Genomic DNA, 15,962 nt, shown 5'->3' with positions numbered 1-15,962 from the left:
GCAGAAAAAAAGTCCCGCGGTGAACCCCCGCCTACCCCCTCAGGGGGAGGGTTGGTGTTCGTGTAACCATTGGCGGACCGTACTGGCATGGCGGCGGCTGACCGGCAGCAGGGTGGCATTGCCTTTCAGTGCCAGCTGATTCTGACCATCGGACGACCGCCGCAGCCCCTGGATAAAGCGCACGCCAACCAGTGTGTGTCGGTGGATGCGCAGAAGGTGATCCGGGTAAGCCTGCTCCAGTTCTTTCAGGGTGTAGTCGCACACTGTCTCGCCGTGGCTGTGGTGCAGGGTCACGTACTTCTGGTCGGCCTCACAGTAGTACAGATCTGCCAGGTCGATCAGTTCGGTACCTCGGTGCGTGCGCACCGCCAGTTGGTCGTTACCGGCATCGGTACTTTGCGCCAGGGCATGTCTCTGTACCCGGTTCAGCTTGCCGGCCCGGGCCAGAGCATCGGCCAGCGCCTCACGCCGGACCGGTTTGAGCAGATAGGCGACGGCGCGAACCTCGAACGCCTGGATGGCATAGTGGTCATAGGCGGTACAAAAAATCACTGCGGGCGGATTCTGGAGCTTGCTGAGTTGGTCGGCTGCCTCCATGCCATCCATGCCGGGCATGCGGATGTCCAGCAGCAGGATATCCGGTTCCAGTTCGGCTACTTTGCGCAGGGTGTCGTTGCCATCCACCGCTTCGCCACAAACCCGGTAATCCGGCAGGGCTTCCAGCAGGCGCTGGATGCGCTGGCGCGCGAGGGGTTCGTCATCGGCAATCAGTACGCGTTTGCTGTCTTCGGTATTCATGGCCTGTTTCATGACTGACGGTTGCTGGTATTGATGCTGCGCCGGGGCAGGCGAAGGGTGACGGTGTAGGTATTGCCCTGGCGACTGTGTTTGAGCACGGCCGGTTCGCCAAACAGTGCCTGTAGTCTGGCCTGAGTGTTACTCAGCGCGACCCGGTTGCCCTGATGCTGGCGTTCCGTGGATTCCGGTGCGGGATTCTGCACCAGAAGGTAGACAAAGTGATCCTTGGCCGATACTTCTACCCGGACGATACCGCCTTCAGGCCGTGGCTGAATGCCGTGATAAATGGCATTTTCTACCAGCGGCTGAAGGGTCAGGGGCGGAATCACCTGTTGCTCGAGCCCGGGCTGAATATCCCATTCCAGCCGCAGGCGTTCCCCCAGTCTCAGGGACTCGATGGCCAGGTAGCGCTGGCACAGTTCCAGCTCACGGTTAAGGGGGATGAGCTGGTCGTCGGTGCGCAGGCTGGCCCGGAACAGTTCCGACAGATCCAGTACCGCCTCTTCCGCCTGGTCGGGATTGGTGGCAATCAGGCTGGCAATGGTGTTCATGCTGTTAAACAGAAAGTGTGGCTGAATCCGGGCCTGCAAGGAGGTCAGCCGGGCCTGCATTTCCGCCTCCCGCTGTTGCTGCCACTGGTGCTGAAGGTAAAAATAACGCAGCACCATCAGGACAATCAGCAGCGCCAGTAACAGCTTCTTGGCAATTCCCTGCCAGAGCGCCACGCCCGGCTGCGGGTGCAATACACTGTCGGCAAACAGGCTGAACGCCAGTACATCCAGTAATACAATGGCCACGATGGTCAGCGTGGCGCGGGTGTTGCTCATGCGGGCCAGGCGGGGGCGCAACAGGCAGATCAGCGCGGCGCTGGTGAGGGTGGTCCACTGCACGAACAGGGACAGCAGGCCGAAGTAGTTCCAGTCTATCCAGCTGTGCTGTGCCTGCACGATGGCCAGCACCAGAACCAGCAGTTCGCTGGTGATCAGCAGCATGAACACGGCCCGCACGCGACACAGATCGGGCACGTAGAAACTGCCGGTGTCCTTGTGGTTCATGCCTTTGTCGGGTTTCAGGGGAGTCTCCTTAACCGGGGCCAGAATGCTATACTGCCGCAACTTTTCACTTATCCATTGCCGGCATGATGATGCCGGGCTGTCAGCAGGAAAGATAGACCATGACGGATCAGAAAAAGTCTGACCAGACCACATCCTCCGAAAAACCCTGGGGTGGCCGCTTCAGCGAGCCTACCGATGCCTTTGTTGAACGCTTCACCGCCTCGGTGGGCTTCGACCAGCGCCTGTATCATCATGATATTACCGGCTCCATCGCCCATGCCACCATGTTGGCGAAGGTGGGTGTGCTGACGGAGGCCGAGCGCGACCAGATCATCGACGGCCTGAAAGGCGTGAAGGAAGACATCGAAGCCGGCCGCTTCGAATGGTCCGTCAGCCTGGAAGATGTGCACATGAACATCGAAGCCCGGCTCACCGATCGCATCGGCATCACTGGCAAGAAACTGCATACCGGCCGCAGCCGGAATGATCAGGTCGCCACCGATATCCGGCTGTACCTGCGCGATGAAATCGACGTGATTGCCGAGGAACTGGCCCGCCTGCAGGCTGGCTTGCTGGACCTGGCCGAGCGCGAGGCAGGCACCATTATGCCCGGCTTTACCCACCTGCAGACCGCCCAGCCGGTTACCTTTGGCCACCATTTGCTGGCCTGGTACGAAATGCTGGTGCGCGATGCCGATCGTCTGCAGGATTGCCGCAAGCGGGTGAACGTGATGCCTCTGGGGGCCGCTGCCTTGGCCGGCACCACTTACCCGATTGACCGCAATCTGACCGCCGAACTGCTGGGCTTTGACCGGCCCACTGAAAACAGCCTGGATTCGGTCTCCGACCGGGATTTCGCCATTGAATTCTGCAGTTTCGCCGCGCTGCTGATGACCCACCTGTCCCGGTTCAGTGAAGAGCTTGTGCTCTGGACCTCCGCCCAGTTCGATTTCATCGACCTGCCGGACCGGTTCTGCACCGGTTCCTCGATCATGCCCCAGAAGAAAAACCCGGATGTACCCGAGCTGGTGCGTGGCAAGACCGGCCGGGTAAACGGCCATCTGATCAGCCTGCTGACCCTGATGAAGAGCCAGCCGCTGGCCTACAACAAGGACAATCAGGAAGACAAAGAGCCGCTGTTCGACACGGTCGATACCATCAAGGGCTGCCTGAAGGCCTACGCCGACATGATCCCGGCCATCAGGGCCAAGGCCGACAACATGCGGGTAGCCGCCAAGCGGGGCTTCTCCACCGCCACGGATCTGGCTGATTACCTGGTCAAGAAAGGCGTGCCGTTCCGTGATGCCCATGAGATTGTCGGCAAGTCAGTTGCTTTCGGTGTCGCCGAAGGTCGTGACCTGTCAGACATGACGCTGGAGGAACTTCAACAGTTCTCCGATGTGATCGGCGAAGATGTGTTCGACGTGCTGACCTTGGAAGGTTCCGTGCAGGCCCGTGATCATCTGGGTGGCACTGCGCCAAACCAGGTACGTGCAGCTGTGGCCCGCGCTCGGAAAACTCTGGCATAGTCGATTGGCTGTCATGGGCGTGGCAGTTTAGAAAAAAAGTTTATGACAAAACCGTAAAGTGCGGTTTTGTCATAAATACACAATATCGGCTAGGATTGTCCGACTAACTTTACCTGCTTGCTACCGTCAACAAGGACGCTGACGATGAGCTTTGTGAAACTGGTCAGGCCTTCAGAATTGAAGGTCCTCGACATTCTCTTTGTTGAAACTCCTTTTTTTGCTGCCGACAGGGCCCGCCTCCTGGTTGAGCAGGACAACCATCTTCGTTCAAGCATGCAATCGCTGTTCAGGTATGGCTCTGGTGACCGACGGAACCTAGCGGAAACTGTCCATCGGGCGGTCAGAGACGGCGAGTTGATGTTGGTCTGTTCGGAGTGGAATAAGCCTTTCTCGCCGATGGTGACCTGGCGGCCAGACAACAGTCTGCCTGCCGGTGGCCAGTGGCGGATAGAGGGCAGTTGGCTGAACGTTCCATCTGAGATTGAGTGTGCAGTAGCAGAGCTGAACAACTGTGGCATCACCTGCGAGCAGTTGCGCCAATCCGAATCCTGGGGTGTCGGGTCGCTGGAAGTGAACATGTTCTCAATGAACTACCGGCAGCGTCAGCGCCGGGAGCGGGCGGCTCAAGGTAGCGTGGATGACCATCGGCTGAGCCTGCCCTTAGGGGCTTCCGCACTGGTGGCTCCCGTGTTGATGTCTGCAGCATCCGCAACCGAAGACGCTAAGGCAGACTCCTCTCAGGCACCCGCCCCAAAGATACACCTGGAAGTAGGCCTGTTTACCGATGGCACCATGAACAACGCCGCCAATACCCGGGCCTTCGTTGAGCAGCTGGAGCAGGAGTGCCTGATTCCCTACGAAAATAACACCATCGGCCGGGAAGAGTGTGAGCGGCGGATGGGTCTGATGTTGGGCGACAGTTACGCCAATGCGGCCAGCAATGTGGCGAAGCTGTGGGATTTGTACGTCGAAGACGAAAAAGAGGAGGAGGGTACCAGCACCTACCGGCGTAAAATTTATGCTCCTGGGGCTGGCACCAAGACTGGCGAGGATGATGTGATGTATAGCGCAGCCACCGGCATGGGGGAGGCCGGCGTTATCGCACAGGTGGACTATGCTTTCTCGCAACTGGCCTTGCGGGTGAAAGAAGTCTTGCAGAACCTGCCCGCCGACCGTCTGGACAAACCCATCGACAAACTTACGTTGGACCTGTTCGGCTTCAGCCGGGGCGCGGCGGCTGGCCGCCATACTGCACACGAGATAAATCAGGGGGAGAATGGTCTGCTGGCCCAGATGCTGGCTGACAGCGGTATCCTCTGGCCGAAGACGGTAGAAATTCGCTTCGTGGGGCTGTTCGACTCCGTGGCCGCCATCGTTAACCTCGCTGCTGGTGATGCGTTGGCCCATAACAACCGCAACCACCCGGTGGAGTTGTACCTGGATCCAGGCAAGGTGGGCCAGGCGGTGCACCTGACCGCGGCCCATGAGCACCGCAGGAACTTTGCCCTGAACAGTCTGCGAAGCCGCGACGGCAGCTTGCCGGCCAACTTCCGGGAAATTTCCCTGCCGGGCGTTCATTCCGATATTGGCGGTGGCTACGGCGACAGCCAGCGAGAGGACGTGCTGTTAAGCCTCAGGTTACAGGTGCCTCGCGACCGGCTGAGCAGGCCGGACCAAACCCTCCAATGGGATAACCTGGAGGCCAAGCGGCAACAGATAGAGGCGGCAGGCTGGATTGGCCCATATAATCTGCCGGTACGGCAATCCGAGCAATTGCAGGCATGGCCGAAAGACCAGGGCCCGGAAGGGCCAGCCCGGCTGGACATTGTCACCCTGCGCCACGAGCACCCGGCCCAGGATGGCCGGGTAGAACTGGTGTTGCGGATGCTGCGCCAGGTGCGGGGGGAGTATTCACGGGTGCCTCTTCGGTTGATGCACCGATTGGCGGTAGAACAGGAAGTGCCACTGAGAGAAGTTGATCCCACCGATGAGACCGTGTTGATACAGGGTGAACTTGAACCCATCCTTCAACAAATTCTGGAACAGGTTGTACAAGGGAATGACGCCCCCTCACTGACCACGGAACATGAGAACTTGTTGCTCCAGCGCTATATCCATTACTCGGCGCACTACAACGCTATTGAGACCATGGTGGCGGGCTTGCCTGCGAAGTTGCAGGGGTTTCATCCCAATGCACCAGCACCTTCAGGCGAGCGCCTGGTGTATCCACAGACAGAGGGCGACTAATGATTCAGAAAATACTGGCCATGGGAGTCATGGCCATCGCCCTGTTGGGCAGCGGGTGTTCGGCGTGGTCGAAGGCGGACGACACTCTTTGGATGGTCAGGATAGCGGCGCCACAGCACTACGAAGTGTGGGTGACTGATATGTTCCTGGAGAAGTCGGGTGAGCGGAGCTGGCGCCAGCCGATAGGCACGGTGGGGTGCTGCTGGAAGGGGGCCCGTGGCCCAACCGGGCCTGGGGGCAGAGCTGACCCCTTTCCGGAACTGATTCTGGTCAACTGGTTTTCCTACGCGGAGCAGAAATATTACACCAAGATCATTCAGGTGCCGGAAGACCTGCTGGACCGAATGCGGGAGCCGGCAACCTATGTTACGCAGGTTGATGTGCGCTCAGGCCCCCGGAACCTCCTGACCATTGGCCTGGCGCCCGGCGGTACCGTGGTGGTCTGGATTTCGAACCAGATTGGCAACGAGATCGAGGTGATGCGCATGCAGGCCACGGAGTTGCCGGGTGACCCTTCCCGGTTCACGGAACGCACAAAAGGCTATCTCGAAAGGAACGGCGATTACCTCAGGGAACACGGAATCCCGACGGAGGGCTGGTAAGCGGCCGCGGAAGCGGTTCTGAAGTGACCCAGTGTGAGGTCGGGGTAGAACGAAGCCTGCCCTCAACATAACTTAGCCGCCGATCCAGCCCGTACTCAGCTCAACCCCCACCGGCTTCAGCTCCGCCAGCGGTCGGGGTCTTGATAACCGGTAACCCTGGCCAAAATGGATGCCCAGGGTACGGACCTTTCTCAGGGTCTCGTCGCTCTCGATAAAGGTGGCAACGGTCTCCTTGCCTGCGGCTTCTGCAATACGATGCAGGGCATCCACCATCACTTGCTGAACCGGGTCATCTTCCAGATGATCCATCACCCGTCTGTCCAGTTTGATGATATCCACCGGCAGGTGGGCGGCCAGACTGTAGCTTTCCACCGAGGCGCCAGCGCCCTCCAGGGCCACCCGGCAACCGATTCGATGCAGTGCATCGCAGAGCACGGCCACTTCGTCCGGATACTGGGTGGCATGGGCTTCCCGGATCTCCAGGCAGAAGCACTCCGCCCGGAACGGTGAGGGTGCCAGTAGCTGTTCCATGAAATCGGCAAAGGTGTCATCCAGTACCGAGGCCAGAGACAGGTTGAAGCCGCAGTATTTCAGCCTTGGTTCCATCAGTCGGTGCTGCCCCAGCCAGTCCAGGGTCTGACGAATGACCTGACGGTCCAGCCGTTTGGCCAGGTCAAAGCGCTCGGCCAGGGGCAGGAACTGTCCGGGCAGGAGTGTGGTGTCGTCCGGTCCCTGACCGGGAATGCGACACAGTATTTCAATATGGTCGCCCCAGGTCACACTCGCCACCGGCTTCAGAGCCTGGAACTCAAGGATCAGTTGATGGTGGTCCAGGGCTTGGCGGAGCTGTTCCAGCTGCTTGTCTGTACCAGTATCGCCGGCGGCATCCGGCAGTGCATGGGCGGTGTGGATCCGGTTCCGGCCTGAAGTCTTGGCGGTATGGCACAGGTCCGCAGCCTGGGTGAGCAGCGTGTCGGCCCGCTCCGGCAACTCACTGTCCAGAATCAGCAGACCACCGCTGGTGCTGGTCTGCAGCGTTTGCCCCTGCCATTCAAACTTGAACTGGGCAATCTGTTCGCGGATTTCCTCGGCGATCTTTCTCGCTCTGGGTTCCGGGCAATTCTCGATGAACAGCGCAAAGGTATCGCCGGCCAGTCGTGCCAGGGCATCACGCTGTCGTACGCGCAGCCCGAGCATGGCGGCCAGTTCCCGCAGGTAGCGGTCGCAGGTGCCGCTGCCAGCGTCCTCGTTGAACTGTTCGAAGTTGTCCAGGTCCAGAAACAGCAGGCCGTCGGTGCTCTGGCGTTTGTGGCGATGGCCCATGGCCCGTTCCAGGTGTTCGATGAAGGAACGGCGATTCATCAGCCCGGTGACCGGATCGTGTCGCATGCGGTAATCGCTGTTGCTGGTGTGCTGGATCCGGTTGCTGATATCCCGTGCAACATGAACGGCCCCGGTGACCTCACCCCGGTCTCCGCGGATGCTCTGGAAGTGAAACTCGTAAATCGGCAGTCCCTCTCCCTGGCGGTTCAGGGGCATTTCTGCCACAAAATGCTCACGGTCGAAGGCCCGTTGCCATAGCCGTTCGATCAGTCTCCGCTCATTGGGGAAGTCCTTCAGAAGGCTGCGCAGGTTGTCTCCGGTCTTTGGCGTCAGGTCAAAGGCGTGTTGAAACTGCTGGCACCAGGGGGTGTTGAAATGCAGCAGCCTGAACTCGGTGTCGATGGCCACCACAAGATCAGAGGATGCGGCGGTCGTGGCTTGAAGAATCTGCTGAGCCTGTTGTTTTTCCAGATCGTGGACCATCGCCTCGCTGTGGTTGACCATCACGCCGCCGAGTTTTTGCACCCGGCCGCCGTTCTTCAGAGCACGGCCCGCCAGAGTAACCCGTTGTGGCCGTTGCCGGCTGGTGAGAATGGTCAGGTCCATGCTGAACGGCTGGCCGGTGCGGATGCAGCGCCTGAACATTGCTCGTACCCGGTTCTGGCCTGTCTGGCAGTAAAACAGCGCCTGTTCAGGCGTCAGTTCGCTGCCGGGTTTGAGCTCCAACAGGCGATACATGCCCTCGGACCAGCTGATTTCGTTGCTGGGCATGTCCAGTTCCCAGAGACCAAAGCCGGCATTCTGCTCCGCCAGTCGTTGAATCCGGCTATCCATGGCATCGCTGTCCCTGAGGGTAATCGAGGCGGTAGCGGCCTGGTCTGAATCCCGGATCTCCATTCGCAGCCCGAGCAGGGCAGTAAAGAAAAAGCCATCCTTGTGGCGGAACGTCACCAGCACGGTCTGGCCATTGTCTAGCCGGTGTCGGTGGGCGGGGGCGAAGGGATCGTCCTGGCGGGAAGCCAGAATATGCTGGACTTTCTGCCCGGTCAGATCGCTGATGTCGTAGCCAAACATGGTTTCTGCATGGCGATCAGCCTGGATGATCCGGCCGTCGTCATCCACCCGAAGCAGGGTGGGCCGGATAACGGGGCCCGTCGGATCGGGCCGGTAGCGTTGAATCAGAAACTCTTTCACAGCTCGGGTGCCTCGCTCGGGCTGGCAGCGTGTTCACTGCCTGTGCTTTTATTTTTTTACAGGTTTTGCCACGATTCATTCATCATACTGACTATCTTGCCGAAAATAACCTCTTGCCGGAGCTCTCTTGACCGTTCACGCCGCGCCCATAGTTCTCGATTTCGAGGATGGAATCGACCGAAAGACGCTCAGGCGCCTGCGGGACCGGTTTCTGCTGGTTAACCAGCAGCGCTGGCAGCGGGCGTGCTCGGCACTGACCTACCGGCAGCAGATGGTGCTGGAGTTGTTGCCGCTGGTTTTTCACCGTAACCATCCGGCCTTGCCTGGCTATCTGGATGGTAACTGCCCGGACGGCTTCAGTGGTTACACGCCCGGCCAGGAAGTGCTGGACGCCGCCCGCCGTTACGCCCGTAGCTTTCACTATCGTGACAAGGGCACTCGAAAGCCTGATCTGGACAGTCTGTTCCTAATGGGAAGCCCTGGCACCCTCGGCCACTCGGTGGCCAGTGATCTGGATGTCTGGCTCTGCCACCGTCAGGATTTGCCGGCGTCGGGCATTCGGTGCCTGGAGCGAAAAGCCGAAAAACTGTCGGAATGGGCCGGTGGCCTGGGGGTGGAGCTGCACGTGTTTGTGTTCTCTGCCGCCGATTGGCGGGCCGGGCGACAGCGCGTGGAAGTCACCGGGGAAAACTGCGGCAGCGCCCAGCATTTTCTGTTGCTGGATGAGTTCTACCGCACCAGCATTCACCTCGCCGGCCAATATCCGTTGTGGTGGCTGATCCCGGTAGACCGGGAGGCCGATTACGACCACTGCCGGCGACAGCTGGTGGAGTGTCGGTTTATCCAGGCCAGGGATTACATCGACTTTGGCGCGGTGCCGGACATTCCTCCCGCAGAACTGCCTGGCGCTGGCATCTGGCAGCTCTACAAAGGAATCGATGCGCCCTGGAAAGCCATCCTCAAGCTGCTGTTGATTGAATGTTACGCCACCGACCGGGAGCGGCCACTGCTCTCGGCCAGCTTCAAGCAGGCGGTTCACAATGGTGTGATCAGCGCCGATGCCCTGGACCCCTACGTGCTTTTGTACCAGAGACTGGAGCAGTGGTTGCTGGCCCGTGACGGCGCAGATCGGCTGGAGCTGGTGCGCCGAAGCCTGTACCTGAAATCCGGCTTGCCGCTCAGCCGGGCGGGTATGGTAGGTGACCCCTGGCGGGTCGAGTTGTTGCGCAGCCTGGTTGAAGGCTGGGGCTGGTCATCGGAGGATCTGGGCAGGCTGGACGATCGTCAGCGTTGGTGTGCCGAGGAAGTGATGGGGTTACGCCGGCGGGTGGTTGCCGAGCTTACCCACAGTTACCGCTTGCTGGCCAGATTGGCCCGGGAACAGGATGCACAGGCGTCGATCAGCGCCAATGACATCAACCTGCTGGGCCGCAAGCTCTATGCCGCCTTCCAGCGCAAGGCCGGTAAGGTCGAGCTGATCAATCCTGGGCTGGTGCCCTCGCTGGCAGAAGAGAATCTGTCGTTTCACCATCGCAGTGAACAGGGGGCAGCCGGAGACGGCTGGTTGTTGTACCGGGATCTTGAAGATCCGTCCGACGCCTTCTGGCAGCCGGTTATTCGCCGCGCCGGCAACCTGGCTGAGTTGCTTGTCTGGTGTTACTGCAACGGGCTGCTCAGTCGCAGTACACGGTTGAATGTGCGAGCGGGCCAGAGCGTGGCGTCGGTCAGCGAGTTGAAGGAAATACTGGATGTGCTGGCTGGTTTCCTGCCGGTGCCTATGCCCCCGGCGCCCCGGCAGGCACTGTCCCGTGCAGTACGGCCGTTACGCAACCTGTTGTTGCTGAATGTGGCGGTGGACCCACAGGCTCATCTGACCGAGCGGGGGCTGCATAAACTCAGCGCCCGCAACGACTCGCTCGGGTTCAGTGGGGCCCGGGACAACCTGGTGGTGACCATCGACCAGATTACCCTGAACAGCTGGCACGAAGTCAGTCTGCAGCATTACGCGGCTGGGGATACCCTGATCCAGTGTTTGAAGAATGTGCTCGCTCAGGTGGCGATCAACCCTGCGGAATTGCCGGATATCCGAGTGATGGCGCCCAGCCGGGGGCACGGACAGGCCATTGCCCGGCGTGTGAGTGAGTTGTTTGCCGATGTGCTCCGACAGTTTTTTGCAGGCGGCACCGGCCCCCATCCCTTGCGTTATATCATCGAGATGGATCAGCGTTATTTTCTGCTCCAGTTCAATGGCCAGGAGCCGGGGTTTGTTGCCCTGGATAGCCGCGCGGCATTGATGGATGCCTTGTTCCAGCCCCAGGACAGTTTTCTGCCGGTGGTGCCGGATCGCTATGCTTTGCAGGATGCTCCCCTATTGAAAGCGGTATGTGAAGCCTCCGAAGCCGGTAACATCCAGGTATTCTGGCAGCTGCAGGGAGACCAGGGCCAGCTCTGGGTGGTGGATGAGTATGGCAGTCTGTGGCATCGCCAGCTGAAGGCCCAGCAACGCCGTCATCTACTGGCACCGTTATTGCGATTTCTGGACAGTGTTATTGAGCGCCGGCAGTTGCGCCAGGCAGATAATCTGGAGCCGGTCGCCGGTATCCGGTGTTACGAACTGGTACGCAGGGATGGCCGATGGCTGGCCGATCCGCGGCCAGAACTGGTCGCCGGACTGCCCTTGTCCGGCCTCGAAGTGCAGGCGGTGGGCGTGCAACAGGGTGACAGCATTCTGCGCTTTGATCTGTATTGCAACGATCAGGAGTTTACCGTGCAGGAATATGGCGACCGGTTGATTCCGGCGGTGGCCCATTACATCCGCTCCCTGCGGCAGAGTCCGGACCCCTATCCGGTGTATCTGACTGACCTGCATCTGCCCCACGATCTCGATCCACAGCTGTATCAGCGCGATATCCAGACCAGCCAGTACCTGTTCTACCGGGCGCAGTTGGAAGATGCCCTAAACCAGCACCTGTCCTGAACATGTGAATCCTCGCGGTGCGGCCCGGGTGTCGGGTATACTTCGGCCATTATTCACTCAGGGGATTGGGTATGCAGCTTGGGCTTGTGCGCCGCCTGGCCGTCGCGCTCTCGGTGTTTGTGGTTTTGATGGTATCCGGTTGTGGCCAGAAAGGGCCGCTGTACCGGAACGCGCCGGTGCCCGACGCCGTACCATCGCAGACTGGTGACACCGAGGCAGCTGCGGAGGCGGGCGAGAATGCCGATGAGGACAATGAACAGCCCTGAGCCAGACCACCCGACCTTAAGCTTTCAGGAACAGCATGGATCACTTCAATTACCGTAACGGCGAACTCTACGCCGAAGACGTTGCCGTTGCCGATATCGCCGAGCGCTTTGGTACGCCAGCCTACATCTATTCCCGGGCGACGTTGGAGCGCCATTACCGTGCTTACGATGAGGCCCTGAAGAACCGCCCTCATCTGGTGTGTTATGCGGTCAAGGCAAACAGCAATCTGGCCGTGCTCAATGTGCTGGCTCGTCTGGGGGCCGGTTTTGACATAGTCTCGGCCGGAGAGCTTGAACGTGTGCTTCGTGCCGGCGGGGATGCCGGTAAAGTCGTATTCTCCGGCGTTGGCAAGCAGGAGTGGGAAATGAAGCGGGCCCTGGAGGCCGGCGTTCGCTGTTTCAATGTCGAATCCGACACCGAACTTGATCGCCTGAACAAGGTGGCTGGCGAACTGGGAGTGAAAGCGCCCATTTCCCTGCGAGTGAATCCGGACGTGGATGCGGGCACTCATCCTTATATCTCGACCGGCCTGAAGGAAAACAAGTTCGGCATCGATATCGCCGAGGCGCCGGCAGTCTATGCCCGGGCGGCCAGCCTGCCCAACCTGGATATCCACGGGGTGGACTGCCACATCGGCTCACAGCTGACGTCCGTTTCGCCGTTCCTGGATGCCCTGGACCGGGTGCTTTCCCTGATCGACACTCTGGCAGAGCAGGGTATCCGTATCCGCCATCTGGATATGGGGGGCGGTCTGGGTGTGACCTACAATCAGGAAACCCCGCCGCAACCGGCAGATTATGTGAAAGCCCTTAATGAACGCCTGGGTGATCGGGAGCTGGAACTGGTGCTCGAGCCGGGCCGCTCCATTGCCGCGAATGCGGGTATTCTGGTGACCCGGGTAGAATTCCTGAAGTGCACCGAGCACCGGAATTTTGCCATCATCGATGCGGCCATGAATGATCTGATCCGACCCGCGCTCTACAGTGCCTGGCAGGCCATTATTCCGGTTCAGCCCCATCAGGACAGTGAGGAAAGACCCTGGGACCTGGTGGGCCCGGTGTGCGAAACCGGCGATTTCCTCGGCAAGGATCGCTCTCTGCGCCTGAAAGCTGGCGATTTGCTGGCGGTACGCTCGGCCGGGGCATACGGCTTTGTTATGGCCTCCAACTACAACACCCGCAACCGGCCCCCGGAGTTGATGGTGGACGGAGATCAGGTGCATGTGGTTCGGCGCCGGGAGACTCTGGACGACCAGCTGGCGCCGGAAAGTTGCCTGCCGGAATGAGCGGGGGGAACGAGATGTCTCAGCAACGACGTGGCCAGGGTCCGGTCCTGCGCTTTACCAAGATGCACGGGCTGGGTAACGACTTTATGGTGGTCGACGCCATCAGCCAGCCATTCCGGCTGGCCCCGGACACGATCCGGGAGCTGGCGGATCGCAATTTCGGGATCGGTTTTGATCAGCTGCTGGTGGTGGAGCCGCCGGGGCTGCCGGATGTGGATTTTCGCTACCGTATTTTCAATGCCGATGGCTCGGAGGTGGAACAGTGCGGCAACGGCGCCCGCTGCTTCGCCCGCTTTGTGCGCGATCAGCGCCTGACCAACAAGCGTGTTATCCGGGTCCAGACTGCCAAGGGTGTGATTGAGCTCAAAGTGGGTCGGGATGGCCTGGTAGCGGTCAACATGGGGGTGCCGGAGCTCAACCCCCCCGCGATCCCCTTTGCAGCGGATCAGCGCAAGGATGTGTATACCGTCGACGTGAATGGTCAGACGGTCGAGCTGTCAGCCATCTCCATGGGTAATCCCCACGGAGTGCTGGTGGTGGACAATGTCGATACGGCGCCGGTGGAAAGCCTTGGCCCGCAGTTGGAAAAGCATCCCCGGTTTCCGGCCCGGGCCAACATTGGCTTTCTGCAGGTGATTGATCGCCGCCATGCCCGGTTGCGTGTGTTTGAACGGGGCTCCGGCGAAACACTCGCCTGCGGCAGCGGTGCCTGTGCAGCGGTGGTGGCCGGTTGTCTCCGCGGCTTGCTGGACAGCCGGGTCGAAGTCGAGTTGCGTGGCGGCAGGCTGGTCATTGAATGGCAGGGGGAGGGTACCCCTGTTATGATGGAAGGTCCTGCAACCACGGTATTTGAAGGCCAGTTGCGGCTGCCTGGCGAACCCCAGCCCCGGCGCCGCAGGAGTGCCCGCCCGAACACCCGACCTCATAAAAACGGGGCCTGAACCGATCAGGAGAACACGATGACAGAACAAACGGCCCGCCAGAAGGCCGGCGAACTCACCAGGGAACAGGTCGCAGAATATCTGAGGGCCAATCCGGACTTTTTTATCGGCCAGGACGAGCTCCTGCGCAGTTTGACTCTGCCCCATGACAGCGGCCGGGCGATTTCCCTGGTGGAGCGCCAGGTGCACCTGTTCCGGGAACAGCGGGACACGTTACGCCGGGAGCTGGTGGAACTGGTGTCCATCGCCCGCCACAACGACCGGTTGTTCGAGAAAAGCAAACGCCTGCTGATGCAGGTGATTGAAGCCCGTAATCTGCAGGATATGGCGGCTGCCATTGATGACAGTATCCGGGGCGATTTTGGCCTGGATGCCGCGTCGGTACTTCTGTTCAGTGAAACCGGTCAGCTTCAGTCACAGGGTGCCTTGCATATGGTGGATGCGGCCGCGGCACGTGAGCGGTTGGGAAGCCTGCTGGAGGGGGAACGGGCCGTTTGTGGCCAGTTCCGTGAGAATGAGCGTGAATTCCTGTTCCCGGACCGTGACGAGCCCATCGCCTCCGTCGCCCTTGTACCCCTGCGCCATGAAGGCTTGGTGGGTGTGTTTGCCGTCGGCAGTTGTGAACCTGGTTACTTTGATCAGAGCATGGGCTCACTGTTCCTGAGCTACATCAGCGACACCCTGAGCCGGCTTTTGCCTCCCATGCTCAAGCGCCATGGTACCGGCGCTCCGGTGACGGACCTGACCGCGGAGACCGGCCAGGGGTGAGCGCGGCGGCGAGTGACCACAAAGGATCAGCGAGCCAATTGGCGGCGCTGACCGGCTTCATTGGTCATCTGCAATCCGAGAAACGGCATTCACCCCGTACCTGCGAACACTATCAGCGCGACCTTCAGCGGCTGATCTCCTGGCTTGCGGATAATAGCCTCAACGACTGGTCAGAGCTGTCTGCCCACGATGTTCGGCGCTACGTAGCCCGACTCAGCCGGGATGGACTGAGCGGGCGCAGCATTGCCCGGCACCTGTCGTCGATTCGGCGCTTCTACCAGTACCTGCTTCGCGAAGGGCTTGCGAGCGATAATCCAGCTCTGGACATCAGGGCGCCGAAAAGTGGTCGGCGTTTGCCCCGCGTTGCGGATGTCGATCAGATTGGCCAGTTACTGGATGCCACCCCCGAAGACCCCCTCGACATCCGCGATCTGGCCATGTTTGAACTGATGTATTCCTCCGGCCTTCGGCTGGCCGAGCTGGCCGGGGCCGATGTGTCGGCTCTGGATCTGAAGGGCGCAGAAATCCGCGTTCTCGGCAAGGGTAACAAGGAGCGCGTGTTGCCGGTCGGCCGCAAGGCCGTGGCGGCGTTGCAACATTGGTTGTCCTGCCGCCGGGCACTGGTCACCGAGGGTGAGAAGGCACTGTTTGTCAGCCAGCGGGGCACCCGCCTGAGCCGGCGCAGTATCCAGAGTCGCCTGTCTCGCTGGGGTATTCTGCACGGCGCGGACCAGCGTTTGCACCCCCACCTGCTCAGGCATTCCTTTGCCAGTCACATGCTGGAATCCAGTGGCGACCTGCGCGCGGTTCAGGAATTGCTGGGTCATGCGGACATTGCCACCACCCAGGTCTATACTCATCTTGACTTTCAACATCTTGCCCGGGTTTATGATCAGAGCCATCCCCGGGCGCGCCGCCGAACGACCGATCGCACAGGGTGTGAAGAGGAAGACCATCGTGCCGGCCAGTAAGGGAG

General features: G+C 60.3%; 12 protein-coding genes. 9 read left to right on the top strand and 3 right to left on the bottom strand.

The window, feature by feature from the left end:
* Positions 1–39: 39 nt before the first annotated feature.
* The gene (locus ACAM27_RS00620) at positions 40–798 is read right to left on the bottom strand and encodes a LytR/AlgR family response regulator transcription factor (protein ID WP_369612856.1); all 759 of its coding nucleotides are present in this window, start codon (positions 796–798) and stop codon (positions 40–42) included.
* Positions 799–806: 8 nt separating this feature from the next.
* The gene (locus tag ACAM27_RS00615; protein ID WP_374730294.1) at positions 807–1,913 is read right to left on the bottom strand and encodes a sensor histidine kinase; all 1,107 of its coding nucleotides are present in this window, start codon (positions 1,911–1,913) and stop codon (positions 807–809) included.
* A gap of 59 nt (positions 1,914–1,972) precedes the next feature.
* Here ACAM27_RS00615 and argH point away from each other — a divergent pair, with 59 nt between their 5' ends.
* The 3 genes from argH to ACAM27_RS00600 all read left to right on the top strand — a co-directional run bounded on the left by argH (position 1,973) and on the right by ACAM27_RS00600 (position 6,231).
* Positions 1,973–3,382 (top strand): argininosuccinate lyase, encoded by a 1,410-nt coding sequence (argH, locus tag ACAM27_RS00610; protein WP_369612409.1) that lies wholly within the window; start codon positions 1,973–1,975, stop codon positions 3,380–3,382.
* Between the two features lie 144 nt (positions 3,383–3,526).
* Complete coding sequence (locus tag ACAM27_RS00605) at positions 3,527–5,629, top strand: DUF2235 domain-containing protein (RefSeq protein ID WP_369612408.1); 2,103 nt, start codon at positions 3,527–3,529, stop codon at positions 5,627–5,629.
* Positions 5,629–6,231, top strand: coding sequence for a DUF2931 family protein (locus ACAM27_RS00600; RefSeq protein WP_014420357.1), 603 nt, complete (start codon positions 5,629–5,631; stop codon positions 6,229–6,231). Before ACAM27_RS00605 ends, ACAM27_RS00600 begins: the two co-directional genes overlap by 1 nt.
* Before the next feature lie 72 nt (positions 6,232–6,303).
* Here ACAM27_RS00600 and ACAM27_RS00595 read toward each other — a convergent pair whose 3' ends face one another.
* Positions 6,304–8,748, bottom strand: a complete 2,445-nt coding sequence (locus tag ACAM27_RS00595; protein ID WP_369612407.1) for an EAL domain-containing protein — start codon at positions 8,746–8,748, stop codon at positions 6,304–6,306.
* A 127-nt stretch (positions 8,749–8,875) separates the two neighbouring features.
* Between ACAM27_RS00595 and ACAM27_RS00590 the strand changes: the two genes are divergently transcribed.
* The 6 genes from ACAM27_RS00590 (at position 8,876) to xerC (ending at position 15,957) form a co-directional block, all read left to right on the top strand.
* Positions 8,876–11,725, top strand: coding sequence for a class I adenylate cyclase (locus ACAM27_RS00590; RefSeq protein WP_369612406.1), 2,850 nt, complete (start codon positions 8,876–8,878; stop codon positions 11,723–11,725).
* 71 nt (positions 11,726–11,796) lie between these two features.
* Positions 11,797–11,991 (top strand): lipoprotein, encoded by a 195-nt coding sequence (locus tag ACAM27_RS00585; RefSeq protein ID WP_022992130.1) that lies wholly within the window; start codon positions 11,797–11,799, stop codon positions 11,989–11,991.
* A gap of 35 nt (positions 11,992–12,026) precedes the next feature.
* Positions 12,027–13,277: a diaminopimelate decarboxylase gene (gene lysA / locus ACAM27_RS00580; protein ID WP_023008371.1), complete on the top strand. Its 1,251-nt coding sequence runs from the start codon at positions 12,027–12,029 to the stop codon at positions 13,275–13,277.
* Positions 13,278–13,291: 14 nt separating this feature from the next.
* Positions 13,292–14,218 (top strand): diaminopimelate epimerase, encoded by a 927-nt coding sequence (dapF, locus tag ACAM27_RS00575; protein WP_031211627.1) that lies wholly within the window; start codon positions 13,292–13,294, stop codon positions 14,216–14,218.
* Between the two features lie 18 nt (positions 14,219–14,236).
* Entirely contained in the window at positions 14,237–14,986 is a 750-nt protein-coding gene (locus ACAM27_RS00570; protein ID WP_011784041.1) for a DUF484 family protein, read from the top strand.
* Positions 14,983–15,957 carry a tyrosine recombinase XerC gene (gene xerC / locus ACAM27_RS00565; protein ID WP_369612405.1) on the top strand — a complete coding sequence of 325 codons (975 nt, stop codon included), beginning with the start codon at positions 14,983–14,985 and terminating at the stop codon, positions 15,955–15,957. The genes ACAM27_RS00570 and xerC overlap by 4 nt, the downstream gene beginning before the upstream one ends.
* The last annotated feature ends 5 nt before the right edge of the window (positions 15,958–15,962 follow it).

The sequence above is a fragment of the Marinobacter sp. RI1 genome (genome assembly GCF_041155085.1).
In the GTDB taxonomy this organism is placed as follows: domain Bacteria; phylum Pseudomonadota; class Gammaproteobacteria; order Pseudomonadales; family Oleiphilaceae; genus Marinobacter; species Marinobacter nauticus.
This window is presented reverse-complemented; position numbering and strand designations above follow the sequence as displayed.